Source organism: Qipengyuania sp. (genome assembly GCF_048550555.1).
Classification (GTDB): Bacteria; Pseudomonadota; Alphaproteobacteria; order Sphingomonadales; family Sphingomonadaceae; genus Qipengyuania.
On the sequence record NZ_JBLYYF010000045.1, the window covers coordinates 122,437 to 140,365 of the forward strand.

At 67.6% G+C, this 17,929-nt stretch carries 18 protein-coding genes; 6 read left to right on the forward strand and 12 right to left on the reverse strand.

The window, feature by feature from the left end; genetic code table 11:
* Positions 1-89: 89 nt before the first annotated feature.
* From ACN4E0_RS12775 to fsa, 5 genes are all read right to left on the reverse strand, one after another.
* Positions 90-767 carry a nitroreductase gene (locus ACN4E0_RS12775; RefSeq protein WP_419568385.1) on the reverse strand — a complete coding sequence of 226 codons (678 nt, stop codon included), beginning with the start codon at positions 765-767 and terminating at the stop codon, positions 90-92.
* Between the two features lie 82 nt (positions 768-849).
* Complete coding sequence (locus ACN4E0_RS12780) at positions 850-1,356, reverse strand: DUF2846 domain-containing protein (RefSeq protein WP_419568387.1); 507 nt, start codon at positions 1,354-1,356, stop codon at positions 850-852.
* Positions 1,356-2,054, reverse strand: a complete 699-nt coding sequence (locus tag ACN4E0_RS12785) for a hypothetical protein (protein ID WP_419568389.1) — start codon at positions 2,052-2,054, stop codon at positions 1,356-1,358. Before ACN4E0_RS12785 ends, ACN4E0_RS12780 begins: the two co-directional genes overlap by 1 nt.
* 74 nt (positions 2,055-2,128) lie before the next feature.
* The gene (cobT, locus tag ACN4E0_RS12790; protein ID WP_419568391.1) at positions 2,129-3,949 is read right to left on the reverse strand and encodes a cobaltochelatase subunit CobT; all 1,821 of its coding nucleotides are present in this window, start codon (positions 3,947-3,949) and stop codon (positions 2,129-2,131) included.
* Positions 3,950-4,612 carry a fructose-6-phosphate aldolase gene (fsa, locus tag ACN4E0_RS12795; RefSeq protein WP_419568392.1) on the reverse strand — a complete coding sequence of 221 codons (663 nt, stop codon included), beginning with the start codon at positions 4,610-4,612 and terminating at the stop codon, positions 3,950-3,952.
* A gap of 54 nt (positions 4,613-4,666) precedes the next feature.
* Here fsa and ACN4E0_RS12800 point away from each other — a divergent pair, with 54 nt between their 5' ends.
* Entirely contained in the window at positions 4,667-5,320 is a 654-nt protein-coding gene (locus ACN4E0_RS12800) for a DUF2490 domain-containing protein (protein WP_419568394.1), read from the forward strand.
* On the opposite strand, the gene ACN4E0_RS12805 is transcribed toward ACN4E0_RS12800, so the two are convergent.
* A complete protein-coding gene (locus ACN4E0_RS12805) occupies positions 5,317-6,012 on the reverse strand; it encodes a DUF4197 domain-containing protein (protein ID WP_419568396.1) in 696 nt (231 codons plus the stop codon). The genes ACN4E0_RS12800 and ACN4E0_RS12805 overlap by 4 nt on opposite strands.
* 65 nt (positions 6,013-6,077) lie before the next feature.
* Between ACN4E0_RS12805 and ACN4E0_RS12810 the strand changes: the two genes are divergently transcribed.
* The gene (locus ACN4E0_RS12810; protein WP_419568398.1) at positions 6,078-8,243 is read left to right on the forward strand and encodes a primosomal protein N'; all 2,166 of its coding nucleotides are present in this window, start codon (positions 6,078-6,080) and stop codon (positions 8,241-8,243) included.
* On the opposite strand, the gene ACN4E0_RS12815 is transcribed toward ACN4E0_RS12810, so the two are convergent.
* Positions 8,240-8,626, reverse strand: coding sequence for a winged helix-turn-helix transcriptional regulator (locus tag ACN4E0_RS12815; protein ID WP_419568400.1), 387 nt, complete (start codon positions 8,624-8,626; stop codon positions 8,240-8,242). The genes ACN4E0_RS12810 and ACN4E0_RS12815 overlap by 4 nt on opposite strands.
* Before the next feature lie 80 nt (positions 8,627-8,706).
* Here ACN4E0_RS12815 and ACN4E0_RS12820 point away from each other — a divergent pair, with 80 nt between their 5' ends.
* The 3 genes from ACN4E0_RS12820 to ACN4E0_RS12830 all read left to right on the forward strand — a co-directional run bounded on the left by ACN4E0_RS12820 (position 8,707) and on the right by ACN4E0_RS12830 (position 12,038).
* Entirely contained in the window at positions 8,707-9,303 is a 597-nt protein-coding gene (locus ACN4E0_RS12820; RefSeq protein WP_419568402.1) for an FMN-dependent NADH-azoreductase, read from the forward strand.
* A 34-nt stretch (positions 9,304-9,337) separates the two neighbouring features.
* Positions 9,338-10,900 carry a cryptochrome/photolyase family protein gene (locus ACN4E0_RS12825; RefSeq protein ID WP_419568404.1) on the forward strand — a complete coding sequence of 521 codons (1,563 nt, stop codon included), beginning with the start codon at positions 9,338-9,340 and terminating at the stop codon, positions 10,898-10,900.
* 241 nt (positions 10,901-11,141) lie between these two features.
* Positions 11,142-12,038 (forward strand): OmpA family protein, encoded by an 897-nt coding sequence (locus ACN4E0_RS12830; RefSeq protein ID WP_419568406.1) that lies wholly within the window; start codon positions 11,142-11,144, stop codon positions 12,036-12,038.
* Positions 12,039-12,093: 55 nt separating this feature from the next.
* On the opposite strand, the gene ACN4E0_RS12835 is transcribed toward ACN4E0_RS12830, so the two are convergent.
* From ACN4E0_RS12835 to ACN4E0_RS12850, 4 genes are read right to left on the reverse strand one after another with little or no spacing between them, the layout of a single operon-like run.
* The gene (locus tag ACN4E0_RS12835) at positions 12,094-12,852 is read right to left on the reverse strand and encodes a siderophore-interacting protein (protein WP_419568408.1); all 759 of its coding nucleotides are present in this window, start codon (positions 12,850-12,852) and stop codon (positions 12,094-12,096) included.
* 49 nt (positions 12,853-12,901) lie between these two features.
* Complete coding sequence (locus tag ACN4E0_RS12840; RefSeq protein ID WP_419568410.1) at positions 12,902-13,645, reverse strand: isocitrate lyase/PEP mutase family protein; 744 nt, start codon at positions 13,643-13,645, stop codon at positions 12,902-12,904.
* Positions 13,645-14,673 carry a bifunctional transcriptional activator/DNA repair enzyme AdaA gene (locus ACN4E0_RS12845; protein ID WP_419568412.1) on the reverse strand — a complete coding sequence of 343 codons (1,029 nt, stop codon included), beginning with the start codon at positions 14,671-14,673 and terminating at the stop codon, positions 13,645-13,647. Before ACN4E0_RS12845 ends, ACN4E0_RS12840 begins: the two co-directional genes overlap by 1 nt.
* On the reverse strand, positions 14,666-15,148 hold the full coding sequence (locus ACN4E0_RS12850; RefSeq protein ID WP_419568413.1) for a DUF1203 domain-containing protein: 483 nt from the start codon (positions 15,146-15,148) through the stop codon (positions 14,666-14,668). The genes ACN4E0_RS12845 and ACN4E0_RS12850 overlap by 8 nt, the downstream gene beginning before the upstream one ends.
* Positions 15,149-15,255: 107 nt before the next feature.
* Between ACN4E0_RS12850 and ACN4E0_RS12855 the strand changes: the two genes are divergently transcribed.
* On the forward strand, positions 15,256-16,812 hold the full coding sequence (locus ACN4E0_RS12855) for a S1 family peptidase (protein WP_419568415.1): 1,557 nt from the start codon (positions 15,256-15,258) through the stop codon (positions 16,810-16,812).
* 24 nt (positions 16,813-16,836) lie between these two features.
* Here the strand turns inward: ACN4E0_RS12855 and ACN4E0_RS12860 are convergent, their stop codons facing one another.
* On the reverse strand, positions 16,837-17,667 hold the full coding sequence (locus tag ACN4E0_RS12860; RefSeq protein WP_419568417.1) for a TauD/TfdA dioxygenase family protein: 831 nt from the start codon (positions 17,665-17,667) through the stop codon (positions 16,837-16,839).
* Positions 17,668-17,929: the final 262 nt, after the last annotated feature.

Here is a 17,929-nt window from a genome sequence, read left to right on the forward strand (position 1 = left end):
CCATCATCCGACATCGCTACGTGCGGGAAGGTCCGATGATGGATTGCCGCGTCGCCTCCGGCTCCTCGCAATGACTGTGTTTTGGCTCACTACCACCCCTCCCAGCGCACGGCCTCGTCGACCGGCGCCCTCTGGACCGTGAAATTGTTCACCGCCGCATCCTCGTCGCGGTAGCCGATGGCCACGCCGCAGAAGAAGATATGGTCTTCTGGAATGGCGACCACCTCGCGGATCTGCGGGCTGTAGACCGCCCAGGCTTCCTGGAAGCAGGTGTCGAGCCCCTCCGCGCGGCACAGCAGGCCGATGGTCTGGAGCCACATGCCGATATCGCTCCATTGCGGCGGCCCCATGTATTTGGGCGTGTGGACCAGCATCAGCACCGGCGCCCCGAAGGCGCGGAAATTGTTGGCGAACCACATCAGGCGCTTGCCCTTCTCCTCGCGGGAGATCTGCAGCGCGCCGTACATGTCCTCGCCCACCCCGCGGCGGCGCTGCTCATAGGCGCCGTCGAGTTCGGGCGGATAGACATGATACTCGGGCGCGAAGGCCTCGCGCCCCTTGGGCAGGTCCTGCGCCACGCGGTCGAACAGCCTCTGCATCGGTTCGCCGGTGAGGACGATCCCGTGCCACGGCTGGGTGTTGCCGCCCGAGGGTGAGCGCTGTGCCTTTTCGAGAATGCGGGTCAGCACCTCGCGCTCGACCGGCTGGTCGGTGAAGGCGCGGACGGAACGACGGGTGGCGATTGCCTCGGAAACTGACATGGTCATCGCCCGAACGCTAACGCGCCGGGGAAGAAGTGCAAGCACTCCCGCCCCGGCGCGTCGGATTGTCGGCGATGTCGCGCGCGGATTACTCGGCGGCGGCTTCGGCAGTGGCTGCGACGCCCATTTCCTCGGGACGCAGCGCGCCCGGAGCCGGGCCCATGTCGTCGGCATCGACGAGCTTGACGCTCTTCATCCCGCGGAACTCGTCTTCCTTGGCCGGGGCAAGGTCGGGACGGCCCACCATGATGCCCATCTTGATCTTGCACTTGGCGAACTGGGTCTCGCCTTCCTCCACCTCGAGCGCGAGCACGTCCTTGGCTTCGCTCTTGACGGTGAATTCATGGCGACCCGGCGTGGTGCGCAGGACGAAATAGCGACCGGCGCCGAGCGAGCTGATCTTCTCGCCGTTCTCGTTGACCGAGCAGCCGAGGGCGAAGCCGGTGCCGCCGGGGCGGAAGAAGACGATCTGGCCGGTGCCTTCGGGGGCCTCGGGAATGGAGATATCCGCACCGCCGACCTTCTCCCCGGCCATGGCGGGCGTGCCGACGGTTGCGACCAGCAGCGACGCCGCCAGAACCTTGGTCATTTTCATTATTGCAGTCCTTCTTCGGTCTCGTCCGTTCCCCCCTCGGGAGCGGAAAGTTCGTTTGCGGGCGCCAGCGCCGCGACTTCGGTCGGCGGGACGATCTCGAACGGCGCGGCGAGCTTGGCCGATGCCAGCGCGCCAGCGGGTATCTCGATATTCCCGCCGCCGATGAAATAGCCGATCAGCCCGATCGGGATGGGCGACGCAGCCGAGGCGACATTCAGCGCATGGACGGTGCCCATGCGGTCCTTGCCTTCGGCCGTCTCGAGCAGTTCCATGCTACGCAGTTTCAGCTGACGCCCGTCTACCGTCAGATAGCGCGCGGCGAGCACCAGCTCGCCCGCGGCGCCCATGCCGCCCGCCTTCTTGGCGTGGACGACCTCGCCCATGCCCTCGGCGCCCGCCGGCACCACTTCGGTCCCGTCGACCACGATCGGTTCGGCGAGACGGATGCGGTAGCCGTCGAGCGACGCGCTGGTCTTGCTGCCCAGCGGTTCGAGAATCTCGATTACCACGGGGGTGAGTTTTTCGAGGAGGACACGCTCCGCCGGCCCTTCCATGGCCGCGCCCGGATCGCGCGGCATTTCGGCGGCTTCAGCTGCGCCCTCCGCTGCGACGGATTGCGCGCGCGCGGACGCCGGCGCGGCCAAGCCGGAGCCAGCAGCGAAGGCGACGGCCAGCAGGCCGACAGCACATCTTCTCATTTTGAAGGAGGTTCCCGATTCCCTGTTTCGCGCAGAAATACCAGACGCAAAAATCGCGGCAATACGGAAAAACGCTAATCCACCTCGAACAGATCGGCCAATTGTTCGATGATCGTCCCGCCCAGTTGTTCGACATCCATGATGGTCACCGAACGCCTGTAGTAGCGGGTTACGTCATGGCCGATGCCGATCGCGGCAAGCTGGACCGGCGACTGCTTCTCGATCCAGTCGATCACCTTGCGCAGGTGCCCTTCGAGATAGCCGGCCTGGTTGACCGAAAGCGTGCTGTCGTCGACCGGCGCGCCGTCGGAAATGACCATCAGGATGCGGCGATCCTCGGGGCGGCGCAGAAGGCGGTCGTGCGCCCAGAGCAGCGCCTCGCCGTCGATGTTTTCCTTGAGCAGCCCCTCGCGCATCATCAGGCCGAGATTGCGTCGCGCACGGCGCCAGGGCTCGTCGGCCTGCTTGTAGAGGATGTGCCTGAGATCGTTGAGCCGGCCGGGATTGGCCGGGCGTCCGTCGGCAAGCCACATCTCGCGGCTCTGCCCGCCCTTCCACGCCCGCGTGGTGAAACCGAGGATCTCGGTCTTCACCCCGCAGCGTTCGAGCGTGCGCGCCAGGATATCGGCGCTGATCGCGGCGATGGAAATCGGCCGTCCACGCATACTGCCCGAATTGTCGATCAGCAGCGTGACCACCGTGTCCTTGAACTCGGTGTCGCGTTCGATCTTGTAGGACAGCGCATGGCCGGGGCTGACGACGACGCGGGTCAGCCGCGCGGCGTCGAGCAGGCCCTCTTCCTGATCGAAATCCCAGCTGCGGTTCTGCTGCGCCATGAGCCGGCGCTGGAGCCGGTTGGCGAGCCGCGTGACGATGCCCTGCAGCCCCGCCAGCTGGCTGTCGAGATAGGCGCGCAGGCGATCGAGTTCCTCGTTGTCGCACAGCTCGGGCGCCTCGACGACCTCGTCGAACTTGTCGGTATAGGCCTTGTATTCGAAGGTTTCGGGCAGATCGGTCCAGGGGCGGTTCGGGCGGACCGGCTGCATCCCCTCCTCGCCTTCGTCGGAGGGATCGCCGTCGGCCATCTGCTGCTCGCCGTCGACCTCCTGGTCGGCATCGCCATCGGCCTCGCCGTCGGTCACCTCGCTGCGCGCATCGGCGGCCTGCGGCTCGGCGCCGCCGTCGTCCTCCTCGTCGCTGTCCTGGTCCTCGGGGTTCTCGCCCTCGTCCTCCTCGCCATCCTCCGCATCGGTGGCCTCGGGATTGTCGGGCAAGGTCAGCTCGAGATGCCGCAGCATGTCGAGCGTCAGGTCCTGGAAGGCGCGCTGGTCGTCGAGCGCATCGGCCAGCCCGTCCATGTCGGTACCGATCTTGGCGAGAATGTCTTCGCGCACCAGATCCACCCCGGCCCTGGCCCGGTCAGGGACGGCCTCGCCGGTCACCGCCTCGCGCAGCATCAGCGAAAGCGCGGTGGCGAGCGGGACCTGGCTTGCCTCGTCGGCACGCACGATCGCATCCGAAGCGGTACGCAATTCCACCGCCGAGTTAAGATTGTCGCGAATGCCGGCGTAGCGATTCGACCCGATCGCTTCGTAGCGGACCTGCTCGATCGCATCGTAGCAGGCGCGCGCGATCGGCTCGGGCGGTGCGCCCTTGGCATGGAGCTTCTCGTTATGGTGCCGCAGCCTCAGCGCGAAGCTGTCGGCAAAACCGCGCGCCTCGGTCGCCTGCTCGCGCGGCAGATTGCGACCCGGCAGCGGGACGCGGAAGTTCTTGCCGTTCTGCGCCGGCGCATCCGCGCTCCACGCGACCTCGATCTCGGGCTCGTGCGCCAGCGCGCGGGCCGCGCCGGTCAGCGCCTGCTTGAAGCGGTCGAGAGGAGTCTGCTCGGTCACTTAGGCGGTCGGAATGCTCTGGCCGGTGGTTTCCCAGTCCTTGAGGAAGCCCTCGATACCCTTGTCGGTCAGGACATGCTTGAACAGCCCCTTGATCACCGCGGGCGGCATGGTGGCGACATCGGCTCCGATGCGCGCGCTTTCGAGCACATGGACCGGGTTGCGCACGCTGGCGACGAGGATTTCGGTCGAGAAGGCCGGGTAGTTGTCGTAGATCAGGCGGATGTCGCGGATCAGCGCCATGCCGTCGAAGCCGTTGTCGTCGTGCCGGCCGACGAAGGGCGAGACGAAGCTCGCGCCCGCCTTGGCGGCGAGCAGCGCCTGGTTGGCCGAGAAGCAAAGCGTGACATTGACCATGGTGCCGTCGCCGGTGAGCTTCTTGCAGGTCTTGAGCCCGTCGATCGTCAGCGGCACCTTGATGCAGACATTGTCGGCGATCTTGCGCAGCGTTTCCGCCTCTTTCATCATCGTTTCGTGATCGAGCGCGACCACTTCGGCGCTGACCGGCCCGTCGACGATGCCGCAGATCTCCTTGGTCACTTCCATGAAGTCGCGGCCCGACTTGGCGATGAGCGAGGGGTTGGTAGTGACGCCGTCGAGCAGGCCGGTCTCGGCCAGTTCCCTGATGTCGGCGATGTCTGCGGTGTCGACGAAGAATTTCATGATGGCTCCCGAATCCGGATAGGCGAAGTCTGCGCTCGCCCCTATGCGATTGGCATGTTCAGAACCAGTCGCTTCGTTGCAACCTTCCTTGCCGGTCTGGCGGCAGCATGGCAACCGGCTGCGGCACGTGCAGCCGAGGACGAAACCCAGCTCTGGCTGATGTTCGATAGCTCGATGCCGCTCGATGCGCGCACCGACCTTTCCTTCCTCGTCATGCCGCGCTTCCGCGATGCCTCGCGCGGACAGGACCAGCTGATCCTGCGCGCGGCGGTGGATCACGACCTGTCGGGCGCCGTCAGCCTCGGCGGCGGGCTGACCTACGTGGTCGGCCCCGATTCCTTCCGCCCCTTCCAGCAGGTGCAGCTGTCGCATGGCGATGTCTCGCTGCGCTTCCGGCTCGAGGAAATCATCGGCGCGGGCGTCGACCGGATGGGCCTGCGCGAACGGGTGCAGCTCCGCTACCGGGCCGATCTCGGCGGCGACACCAGCCTCAGCCTGTCGGGCGAGTGGATCGACGCGGTACGCTCGGAAAATCGCGACACCCTGCCCGCGCGCGATCAATGGCGCGCGGCAGCCAGCCTGAAGCACGACTTCGACGCGCATTTCCACGCCGGCCTCGGCTACACGCTGATCGTCGCGCCGGCGCGCGACGGGCTGCCCGCGCGGCACATCCATGCACCGCTGATGTCGGCGGGGTGGAGCTTCTAGAGGCGCGCTCCGGCGCCGAAGACGCCGATGATCAGCGGGTCGCGCGTCGCCTCGGGATCGGCACGGATGCCCGCTTCCTCGGCGCCGATTTCGCGCCAGATGGTGTCGTCGATATTGGTGGCGAAACGGCTGGTCGCGCCGGCCACATCGACCCCGGTGAGGCCGCGCAGGAGCTCGCCCACGAGCGGATCGCTGGCGACGCGCATGGCGCTGCCGAGTTCTGGGACCATCGCCTCGACCAGCGTCGTCCCCATCGACCCGCGCAGGAAGCCGGTCGCCGCGGTCGGGCCGCCGCGCACGAGGTCGATGGCGTTCTGGATGCCGATCGTGCGCACCGCCTCGGTCACCAGCGGCGCGGCGCGTTCGGCCCCTTCATAGGCGATATCGCCGAAGGCATTCTCGAGCCGGCTCTTGAACAGCGAAGAGGTGAGGATGCGGCCGAGCACATCGCCGCGCGTACCGAGGAGGTTGCCGAGGCCGAGCTGCGCGACCTGCTGGTCCCAGAAGCCGTCGCCCTGGAGCATGCGCGAAAAGGCGCGCTCGCTCGAGAGGAACAGGATGCGCTGGACGGCATCGACCAGGCCGAAGCCGCCGAGGCTGGTGCAGCCGGGAAGCGCGAGCGCCGCGGTCCCCAGCGACAGTCCGCCCAGGAATGCGCGGCGGCCGGTGGGTCGTTCGAGAATTTGGGTCATATCGTTGCTCCTCACTGCATCCCACCCTTGTTTCTGCCGCCTCGCGCCGCCCATATGGCCGGGCCATGAACCGCGTGCGCTGCCTCATCCTCAATGCCGCCCTCGGCCCCCTCGACTACACGGTACCCGAAGGGGTGGCGGTCGAGCCCGGATCAGTGGTCGAGTGCCCGCTGGGGCCGCGCACCGTGATCGGAATCGTCTGGGAGGCTGAACGGCTGCCCGGGACTGAGGTTCCGGTAGAGAAGCTGCGGAATTTGCGCGCGGTTTTGCCCGTACCGCCGCTCTCGGCTCCGCTGCGCCGCCTGATCGAGTGGACCGCCGACTATTACGTCGCCTCGCTGGCGAGCGTGGCGCGAATGGCGCTGTCCTCGGGCGGCGCGCTCAAGGGCCCGGCGACGATGACCGAATACCGCCTCACCGGCGGCCTGCCCGAACGGATGACTCCGCAGCGGATGGCGGCGATCGAGGCGCTCGAGGGCGAGCAGGCCAATATCCGCGAGCTGGCGGGCATCGCGGGCGTCTCCGAAGGCGTGCTGCGCGGCCTCGTCAACCAGGGCGTGCTCGAACCCGTCGAGGTCGATTGCGACCGCCCTTACGACCGCGCTGACCCCGATTTCGCCCATGTCGAGCTCAGCGCCGCGCAGGCCGAGGCCTCGGCGACTTTTGCAGCCGCCGTGCGCGAGGCCGCATTCGCCCCCTTCCTGCTCGACGGGGTGACCGGATCGGGCAAGACCGAAACCTATTTCGAACCCGTCGCCGAGGCATTGCGGATGGGGCGGCAGGTGCTGGTGCTGCTGCCCGAAATCGCGCTGACCGAGAACTTCCTCCACCGCTTCGAGGAGCGTTTCGGCGCGGCCCCGGTGCTGTGGCACAGCTCGCTCAAGTCGACCGAGCGGCGCCGCGCCTGGCGCGCGGTGGCGCAGGGGACCGCGCAGGTCGTGGTCGGCGCGCGCTCGGCGCTGTTCCTGCCCTTCGCGCGGCTCGGCCTGATCGTGGTCGACGAGGCGCACGAGACCAGCTTCAAGCAGGAGGAGGGCGTGCGCTACAATGCGCGCGACGTCGCGGTGATGCGCGGGTATTTCGAAGGCGTGCCGGTGGTGCTCGCCAGTGCCACCCCGGCGCTCGAAAGCCTGCAGATGGCCGAAAGCGGGGTCTATGCGAAAGTCGACCTGCCGAGCCGGTTCGGCGGCGCCGAACTGCCCGCGATCGGCACCATCGACCTGACCGAGGAAAAACCGCCGCACGGCATGTGGCTGGCGCAGCGGCTGGTCGACGGGATCGAGCAGCGGCTCGAACGCGGCGAGCAGTCGCTGCTGTTCCTCAACCGCCGCGGCTATGCCCCGCTGACGCTGTGCCGCAATTGCGGCTTCCGCTACCAATGCCCCAATTGCAGCGCCTGGCTGGTCGAGCACCGCTTCACTCGCCGGCTCGCCTGCCACCATTGCGGGCACGAGGCCCCCGCCCCGCAGGCATGCACCGAATGCGGCGAGCCCGATTGCCTCGTCGCCTGCGGCCCCGGAGTGGAGCGGATCGCCGACGAGGTGGCCGAGCGGCTGCCGCAGGCGCGGGTCTTCGTCGCCACCTCGGATACGCTCAATTCGCCTGGCCGCGCGGCCGAGTTCATCGCCGCGGTCGAGGCGCGCGAGGTCGATGTGATCGTGGGCACGCAGCTCGTCACCAAGGGTTTCCACTTCCCCGAGCTGACGCTGGTCGGCGTGGTCGATGCCGATCTCGGGCTCGAGGGCGGCGACCTGCGCGCGGGCGAGCGGACCTACCAGCAGGTCGCGCAGGTTGCGGGACGCGCGGGGCGCGGCTCGAAGCCGGGGGAGGTGCTGATCCAGACGCGCCATCCCGAAGCCCCGGTGATCGCCGCGCTGGCCGCGGGCGATCGCGATGCCTTCTATTCGGCCGAGACCGAGATGCGGCGCGAGGCGGGCGCCCCGCCCTTCGGTCGCTGGGCGGCTATCATCATTTCCTCGGAGGACGATGCCGAGGCGCGCGAAGCGGCCAACCGGCTGGGCGCTTTCCGCCCGCAGGTGGAGGAATGCCTGATCCTCGGCCCCGCCCCCGCGCCGATGGCGCTGCTGCGCGGCCGCTATCGCTATCGCTTCCTCATCAATGCGCGCAGGAGCGTGCAATTGCAGGAGGTCATCCGCGGCTGGCTGCGCCAGGTCGACCACCCGCCCGGCGTGCGCGTGGCGGTGGACGTCGACCCCTACAGCTTTGTCTAGTCCTGCCCGCCGTCATAGACCGCCCGCGCGGCCTCGACCTTGCCGATATTGGCGATCGCCCAATTGCCCAGCCGCGCCACGGGATCGCAGAGCGACTTGCCAAGCGCGGTCAGCGCATAGTCGACGCGCGGCGGGACGGTGGGCGTCACCGCACGGCTGACCAGCCCGTCGCGCTCCAGTCCGCGCAGCGTACGCGTCAGCATACGCTGCGAAATGCCCGGTATCTCGCGCCGCAATTGATTGAACCGCCGCGAATCGTCGGTCAGCGCCATCACCACGCGGACCGACCATTTGTCGCCCACGCGGGCGAGGATGTCGTTCACCGCGGTGCATTGCGGGGCGTCGTGAACCTCGAGGGTAACACCGGTGTTCCTATCGGACATCAAAGTGCCTTCTTGCGCTGGGCGGGGTGCAGTTTCCATATGACCTCCAGGTTATCGATAGTAACTATGGAGTTCTTCACATGCAAATCCTTCGCATCGACAGTTCGGTCACCGGCGAGCAATCGATCAGCCGCAAGCTGACCGACGAGCTGGTCGCCCATTTCACCGCCAAGCATCCCGATGCCAAGCTGGTCACCCGCGACCTTGTCGCCGATCCGCTGGCGCATATCGACCCGATCACGACCAAGGCGATCCGCACGCCCCCCGAAACGCACGAGGAAGCGGTCAACGCGGCCTATCCGGCGGAACGCGCGGTGCTCGACGAATTCCTCGCTTCGGACATCGTGATCGTCGGCGCGCCGATGTACAATTTCTCGATTGCCAGCCAGCTCAAGACGTGGCTCGACCGGCTCGGCGTGCCCGGCGTGACCTTCAAATATTCGGAAAAGGGGCCGGAAGGGCTCGCCGGCGGGCGCAAGGTCGTGGTCGCCTCGGCACGCGGTGGCGAATATTCGACCGACCAGATGGCCGAGAACCAGGAAAGCCTGCTGACCACCTTCTTCGGCTTCATCGGGGTCGACGACCTGCACTTCGTCCGCGTCGAGAAGGCGGGCTTCGGCCCCGATGCGATCGCCGCGGGCATGGAGGCGGCGAAGCAGGAAATCGCCAAGCTGTAAGGCACCAAGGCGGGGCCGGTGCATTGGAGACGCAATGCCCGGCCCCGTCCTCGTTCCCATCCTCGGCGACCAGCTGACCCGCGACCTCGCCTCGCTCCGCGGGCGGACCAAGGATGACACCGTCGTCCTGATGATGGAGGTCTGGGACGAGGCGACCTACGTGAAACACCACAAGCAGAAGATCGTCCTGATCTTCTCGGCCATGCGCCACTTCGCCGAGGAACTCCGCGATGCGGGCTGGACGGTCGACTATGTCCGCCTCGACGATCCGGACAATGCGGGCAGCTTCACCGGCGAAGTCGCGCGCGCGATCGAGCGCCACGATCCGCGCCTCGTCAGCGTGACTGAAGCCGGCGAATGGCGCGTGCGGCAAAAGATGGAGCAATGGGCGGACAAGTTCGCCTGCGACGTCGAAATCCTGCGCGACGACCGCTTCGTCTGCAGCCAGGCCGAGTTCGACGAATGGGCGAAGGATCGCAAGGAGCTCCGCATGGAGTTCTTCTACCGTGAAATGCGGCGCAAGACCGGCCTGCTGATGGACGAGGACGGCAGGCCCGAGGGCGGCGAGTGGAATTACGACAGCGAGAACCGCAGGCCGCCCAAGGAAGGGCTCGCCGCACCCGAGCGACCGAAATTCGAGCCCGACGCGACAACACAGGAATGCATCGATCTTGTCGCGGACCGTCTCGGCGATCACTTCGGCTCGCTCGAGCGCTTCGAATGGCCCGTCACGCGCGAGGAAGCCGAGGAAGCCGCCGACGCCTTCTTCGCCGAGCGGATCGAATGTTTCGGCCCCTATCAGGACGCGATGGTCGCGGGCGAGGACGATCTGTTCCACTCGATGCTCTCGACCAGCATCAACCTCGGCCTGCTCGACCCGCTCGACCTCTGCCGCCGCGCGGAGCAGGCCTACCGCGAGGGCAAGGCGCCGCTCAATTCGGTCGAGGGGTTCATCCGCCAGATCATCGGCTGGCGCGAATATGTCCGCGGCTTCTACTGGCACCAGATGCCGCACCTGCAGAAAGCCAATGCGCTCAATGCCCAGCGCGGCCTGCCCGAATTCTACTGGACCGGCGAGACCGAGATGGCCTGCATGGCCGACTGCATCCGCTCGACCCGCGACAACGCGCATGCGCATCATATCCAGCGGCTCATGGTGCTCGGCAATTTCGCACTGCTCGCCGGCGTGAACCCGCGCGCGGTGCAGGAATGGTATCTGGTCGTCTATGCCGACGCCTATGAATGGGTCGAGCTGCCCAATGTCGCGGCGATGGTGCTCTATGCCGACGGCGGCAAGCTGGCGAGCAAGCCCTATGCGGCGAGCGGGAACTACATCAACAAGATGAGCAATTACTGCTCTGGCTGTCGCTACAGCGTGAGCAAGAAGACCGGCGACGACGCCTGCCCCTTCAACCCGCTCTACTGGCACTTCATGCACCGCCACCGCGAGCGGTTGGAGGCCAACCCGCGCATCGGACGGATCTATGCGACCTGGGACCGCATGGGCGCGGATCGCCAGCAGGAATACCTCGACAGCGCCGAGGCATTTCTCGACTCGCTCGAACCGGCCGCCGCCGGGTGGGTACGAGCCGGCTGATCCGAAACGGTTCGTCGCAGCGAGCACCCGAGCCACCCCTTTCCGCCACTCTTTCGCCGCAATTGTTCATCCAGCCGACAGGCTCGGACGAACACCTCACGCGCACCTGCGGCAATTCCGCCGCGTACACACGTTACTTGGACAAAGGGGGTCTGACGCCCGCCCATGCACAGCCGGGGATCTGGCGGTCTCCATCGGGACCGACGGGAGCATGGCGGAGCCATTTTTCAGGAGTATGCATATGAAGACTTTTTCCAATAGCGCCGCTGCCATCGCAGCTATCGGCCTGATCGCCGCCCCGGCAACCGCGCAGGAACTCGAAGCGCAGTCGGACTACGAAGCGCCGAACTCCGAAATCACCGTGACCGGCACGATGCCGAGCGATCTTACCGGCATGCCCGAGGGTCCGACGGTCGAAGGTGTCATCTCGGCACGCAAGGGCGACCTGATGCAGGTGACGATGCCCGACGGCACGCGCACCGTCGTCGCCATCAGTCCGGCGACCGAAATCCGCAGCAGCGGCGGCTTCCTCGGCCTCGACAAGGACAAGCTCTCGTCGGCCGAACTCCTGAACGGCCTTCCCGTGGAAGTGGACACTGTCGAATGGGCCGAGCGCGGCCTGATCGCGACCAAGGTCGCGCTCAAGACCAAGGACCTCAAGACCGCGCGGATGATCCACAACGGCACCGACCAGCGCTTCACCGCCAACGAGGCGGCGACCGAGGCGCTGCGCGGCCGCGTTGCCAATATCGACGAATACAACGTCAAGGGCACGACCAACGTCTATTTCGACACCGCGAAGTACAACCTCAGCGCCGAGTCGCGCGCGCAGCTGTGCCAGACCGCGCAGCAGGCCGAGGCGACCGACAACGCGCTGCTGCTGGTGGTCGGTTACACCGATTCGACCGGCGACTATGAATTCAACCAGGAGCTGAGCGAGAAGCGCGCGACGCGCGTGGTGAACTTCCTGCAGCAGGAATGCGGCTGGAAGCCCTATCGCATGATGGTGCCGACCGGCATGGCCGAAGCCGATCCGGCAGCGGACAACACGAGCGAACAGGGCAAGGCGCAGAACCGCCGTGTGGCGGTCAACATCCTCGTCAGCAAGAGCGTCGACGGGATGGCCACCGGGCTCTGATCCGGCGCGACTGGCTGACAGATCAGGGGCGGGCCTTCGGGTCCGCCCCTTTTCGTTACGCGGGCTGCGCCTCGGCGTCCTGGCGTTTCACCAGCTTGTGCTCGTCCTCGACCAGGCCGTGCTTCCAGTAGCTCGAGATATAGAGATCGGCGGGGCCGAGCCCTAGCTCATCGCGCAGATAGTCGCGCAGCGCGCGCATCGAGGAGAATTCGCAGGCCGCCCAGCCCGCCAGCGCGCCCTCGGGGCGCCTGGCGGAGCGCAGCGCGTCGACCAGCAGCTCGGGACGCAGGCCGGGCTCGGGATTGACCAGCCATTCGACATGCACGCCCTCGGGGACGACGAGATCGGGCCGGTCGGCCTCGTCCTGGATCTCGATGGCCGCGAAGCCGCGCGCATCGGCGGGAAGCGCAGCGAGATTGACCGAGATCGCCGGCAGCGCGGTCATGTCGCCCGCGATCAGGTAGAAGTCGCGTTGTCGCGGCAGCGGCTTGGGCAGGCCGGGACCGCCGACCACGATCGTATCGCCGGGGCGGGCATCGAGCGCCCACTTCGTCGCGGGGCCCGCCGCCTCGCCGCCATGCAGCGCAAAGTCGAGATCGATCGCATCGGCCCGCTGGTGGCGGATCGTATAGGTACGGATCACGGCTTTCGACGCAGCGCTGGGGGGTGCGAGCATCAGCTTGACGTACCCCCCGGCGAAACCGGGGGGAAAACCATCGAGCCCCTCGCCTCCCAAGGTCACGCGGACCATCGAAGGCGAAAGCCGTCGGGTGGCCAGAATGGTGAGGGTGCGCGGGGCTGGTCTGGTACTCATCGCCCGGAGTTAATGCGAGTCGCTCGCAATACAAGATGCCGCTTCGAAATCAGTTCCGGCCAAACACCGCTGCGGCCTGCGTCTTGAGCCAGTCCATCGCCGCCGCCCAGGGGCCGTGGCCATAGCTGATCCGCGCCACGCCGAGCGCGGCGAGTTCGGCAGTGGTCCCCCGCCCCGGTGCCCACAATATGTTGACCGGCAGCGGCGAGCTCTCGCAGATCGCGCGGATCGTCGGATGGTCGCCGAGAAACGGGACGAACAGGCTCTTGGCGCCCGCTTCGGTATAGGCCGCTGCGCGGGCCAGCACGTCGTCAACGAGCGCGGGCGTATAGTCTTCGGGTCGGCGCCCGAGATAGACGTCGGTGCGCGCATTGACGTGGATGCCGGTGCCTGCCGCCGCGGCGTAGCGCTCCGCCGCCTGCGCCACCGGAAGCAGTTCGCTTTCGCCCGGCATGCGGTCTTCCATGTTGATCCCCGCAGCGCCCAGTTCGAAGGCCCTGCCCACCGAAGCGGCGACTTCGTCGGGAGCGTCGCCATAGCCCGCTTCCATGTCGATCGTGACCGGGAGGTCGGTCACCGAGAGGATCCGCCTGAGGTTTTCGAGCACCATGTCGAGCGGCAGCGTTTCGCCATCCTTGAAGCCGTTGGCTTCGGCCACGCCATAGCTGCCCGTCGCGATGGCCCTCGCCCCCGCCTCGGCCACGGCGCGCGCAGACCCTGCATCCCAGATATTGTAGAGCACCAGCGGGTCGCCCGGCACGTGCAGTGCGGTGAATGCGGCAATCTTGTCCATCACTTTGCTTCCCTCTCGAGCAATTCGCGCTTGATATCGAGGCCATAGGCATAGCCGCCGAGATCGCCGCCGGTGCGGATCACGCGGTGGCACGGAATGAGTACGGCGACATTGTTGCGCGCATTCGCGCTGCCGGCCGCGCGGACCGCTCTGGGATTGCCCGCCGCGGCGGCGATTTCGGCATAGGTGCGGGTCTCGCCCGCGGGAATTTCGCGCAGCGCCTTCCAGCAGGCCTCCTGGAAGGCGGTGCCCTTCACGTCGAGCGGGATATGCGCGAAGTCGCCCGGCGCCTCGACGCTGGCGACGACCTCGGCGAGCAGTTTCTCGAACGCCGCGCCGCCCTCGACGAGGTCGGCCCTGGGGAAACGGCGCGCGAGTTCACTTGCGTCCTCGTTGAACGACAGGCGGCAGACGCCCTTGTCGGTCGCGGCGACCAGCATCGCGCCCATGCTGGTGTCGACCACCGCCCAGTGAATCGTCACCCCCGCCCCGCCGTTCGCCCAGGCACTCGCCGTCATCCCCAACCGTCCTTTCGTGTTCTCGTAGAAGCGCGAGGCCGAGCCGTAGCCCGCCTCGTAGATCGCACCGGTCACGTCGCCGCCTTCCGACAGCGCGTCGCGCGCCCGTTCCTCGCGCAACGCGCGCGCATAAGCGGCGGGAGAGAGGCCGATGGCGCGCTTGAACACGCGCTGGAAATGCGTCGGCGAATAGCCGGTGAGCTGCGCCAGCGCAGCGAGCGAGGGCGCGTCCTCGGCCTGGCGTATCTCGTCGATCGCCGCGAGCACGGCCGCTTCGTCGCGCCCGACATTGTCGGGCAGGCAGCGCTTGCAGGCGCGCAGGCCCGCCGCGCGGGCGCCGGCGCCGTCGGCGAAGAAGCGGACGTTGCCGCGCGCCGGGTGCCGCGCCGCGCAGGACGGGCGGCAATAGATGCCGGTGGTCAGGACGCCGGTGACGAAGCGCCCGTCGAAGGCGCGGTCGCGCCGCAGCACGGCGGCCCAGGCGGCAGCGTCGGAAATGGCGTCAGTCATGGCTCCCCCCATCATAGCGTTCGATCCGCGCGGCGAAACAGCCATGCTTGGCGTTGTGCGCATCGATATAGGCCACCGCCTCGTCGGCCAGCAGCGTGCGGATAGCGACATCGACATCGTCCTCCACCGCCAGCGCGGCCTGGCGCAGGTCGCCTCCGGCATCGTAGCCGCGCAGCGCGATCGGGCGATGGCGCAGGACCGGGGGCAGTTGGTCGATATGGTCGGCCGCCACCGCATCCCGGCGGACGAAGATCGCGAAGCTGTTGCGATAGGGCGTGTCGACCGCGTGATTGGTGTAATGCGTCAGCACCAGCACCTCGCCCGGAGCGGCATCGCGCAGGCTGACGCGGCAGGGATGGCGCCCCTCCGCCCCGGCTACGACGCGCCGGCTGAGGCGCGCGGCGAGCCCCGCATCGTCCATGGCGAAGAGCGAGGCGAACTGGCCGGGTTCGAGACCGCGGATACGATAGGTCATGGCGAAAGGCTCCGTGTCGATTGCTTCACCCCGCTTCTGCCCGTGCCCGGCAGAGACCGCATCCCGCGGCTTGCGATCAAAGCCAATGATCGTCACAAGGCCCCGCGATGGCACGCCTCCTCGCACGCATCGCCGCCCTGCTCGCCCTGCTTGCGCCGGCGCTGGCCCCCATGCCCGCGCAGGCCGAACCCGCCGACATCAACGCCGCCGCGCGCGGCGTGGTGCGCGTGGTGATCATCGGCGAAGAGAATGACGAGCTGATCCCGATCAGCCACGGCACCGGCTTCGCGGTGGCGGGCGACAAGGTGGTGACCAATGCCCACGTCCTGCGCGACGCGCTGCGCGATTCCGACCTCAAGATCGGCATCATCCCCAGCGGCGGCGGCGAAGCGGTCTATGGCCAGCCGCTGGCGGTAAGTCCGCGCAACGACCTGGCGTTGATCCGCATCACCGGCAGCCTGCGCCTGCCTCCGCTGGCGATTGCCGGCGGCCCCCCGCCCGAGAGCGGCGAAGTCGTCAGCGTCGGCTACCCGATGAATGTCGACCGCGCGCAGGGGCTCGGTCTCAGCGACATCTTCCGCAGCCAGCCGCCGGTGAAGAGCCCCGGCTTCATCTCGGGCGCGCGGCCGAGCCGCCAGTTCGACACGATCCTCCACACCGCGCCGATCGCGCGCGGCAATTCGGGCGGCCCGCTGCTCGATCCCTGCGGCCGGGTGCTGGGAGTCAACAGCTTCGGCGCCGACAATGACGGCGGCGATGCCGAATTCTTCTTCGCCGTGTCGAACCGCGAACTGATCCCCTTCCTGCGCGCCAACGACGTCGAACCCCGCGTCAACTCCTCGACCTGCCGCTCGATGGCCGATCTGGACGAGGCCGAACGCCAGCGGCTGCAGCGCGAACAGATGGCCGCGCGCGCCGATCTCGCCGAGCGCGCGGAGGCACAGCGGGTGAAGCGCGATCGCGCGCAGCTCGAGGCCGAACAGGGCGTGATCCGCGACCGCGAGGACCGCCTGTTCCTCGCTTTCGTCCTGCTGCTGGTCGCCTTCGGGCTCGGCCAGTGGGCGCTCTCGCTGTGGAACGGCGAGCCGCGCGACGAGAAGCGGCTGCGGATCGTCGGTGGCGCGGCGGTCGTCATCGTGCTGGCTGCGCTGGCGGCCTATCTCACCCGCCCCGGCCTCGACGAGATCGACCGTCGCGTCGCCGCCGCGATGCAGGAGGGCGATGCGGCTTCGAACGACGGCGACGCCGCATCGGCTTCGGGCGAGCTGGCGCTGCTCTGTACGCTGGTATCCGAGCGCAGCCGCGTGACCAGCGCCGAGGCAGAGGATCTCGAATTCGACTGGCAACCCGGCGGCTGCGTCAACGAGCGGACCCAATACGGCTTCGCCGGGGGCACGTGGAGCCGCGTCTTCGTGCCCAATTCGGAAGACGCCGTCGCGGTCAACAGCTTCGACCCCGACCGGCGCATCTTCCGCATCGAACGCTACCTCCTCCCGCGCAGCGCGATGAGCGAGGCGCGCGAAGCCCGCGGGAAATTCAAAGCGCCCGCCTGCGGTTCGGACGAAGCCGCCGCCAAGCTTGGCGAAATGCAGGCCGAGCTGCTCGGCAAGCTCCCCAGCCAAGCGAACGAGCGGCTCGTCTACGAGTGCAGCGCCCGCAAGTAGGCCGCGTGCAGCAACGCGGGGAAACTAGGCCGCGAGCGGTTCTCCGGTCAGCGTGATGCGATGCATCTCGCGGGCGTGGCCCTGATAGTCGTTCATCGCATAGTGCCAGGTGGTGCGGTTGTCCCAGATCGCCACCGCGCCCGGCTCCCACGCCACGCGGCAGGTGTTGTCTGCCGCGGTCGCCGCGTCGTAGAGCCGCTGGAGCAGCGGCAGGCTCTCCTCGCGGCTGCGCCCGACGATGTTCACCGTGAAGGCGCTGTTGACGTAGAGCAGCCGGCGCCCGGTCTGCGGGTGACGGATCACCACCGGGTGGGTAGCCCCCGTCTTGAGCCCTTGGCCGCGCAGATCGCTCCCCATGTCGGTCTGCGCGTAGAGCCCGCCCTCTTCATAGATATGGTCGGCGGTGTGGTAGGCCTCGAGCCCCGCGATTTCCTGCTTCAGATCGTCGGACAGCGCGTCGTAGGCCGCGCCCATATGCGCCCATAACGTGTCCCCGCCCGATGGCGGCAGCGTGCGCGCGACCAGGATCGAGCCCATCGCCGGCACCTGGTCGTAGGAATGATCGGTGTGCCAACCGCCGCCGATATTGGTGACCTGGTCGGCGCGCTTCCGGACCACGGCGATCTCGGGATGCTCGTCGGTCAGCGGGAAGTAGTTGTTGATGTCGATCCCGCCCCAGCGCCTGGCGAAGCCGATATGCGCCTCGGGCGTGAAATCCTCCTGCCCGCGAAACAGCGCGACCCCGTGGGCGTAGATCGCCTGCCTGATCGCGTCGAGCGTTTCGCCCTCCGCCCCCGCCAGGCTCACGCCCCTGATCTCGACCCCGCAATTGGGGGCCAGTGGCACCATCTCCATCGCCTCTCTCCCGCACGAATGGTTGCTTTGTGCCACGCATTCTACCCGCGTCCCTCGCCGAGTCCAGATTCACCGTCCCGAGTCGGCTTGCCATTACGGGGGGGCTTTGCTAGGCGCGCGCCGACCTTGCCGGGGCGACTCCTGTCCGCCCGCAGCCGGCTTGGTTCGCACAGACTTTTCTTCCGGACCCGAGAGGACCTCAAGCGCGTGGATATTTCCGCCGGTATTCAGGCTAGCCTGGCAGGGCGTTACGCTTCGGCCC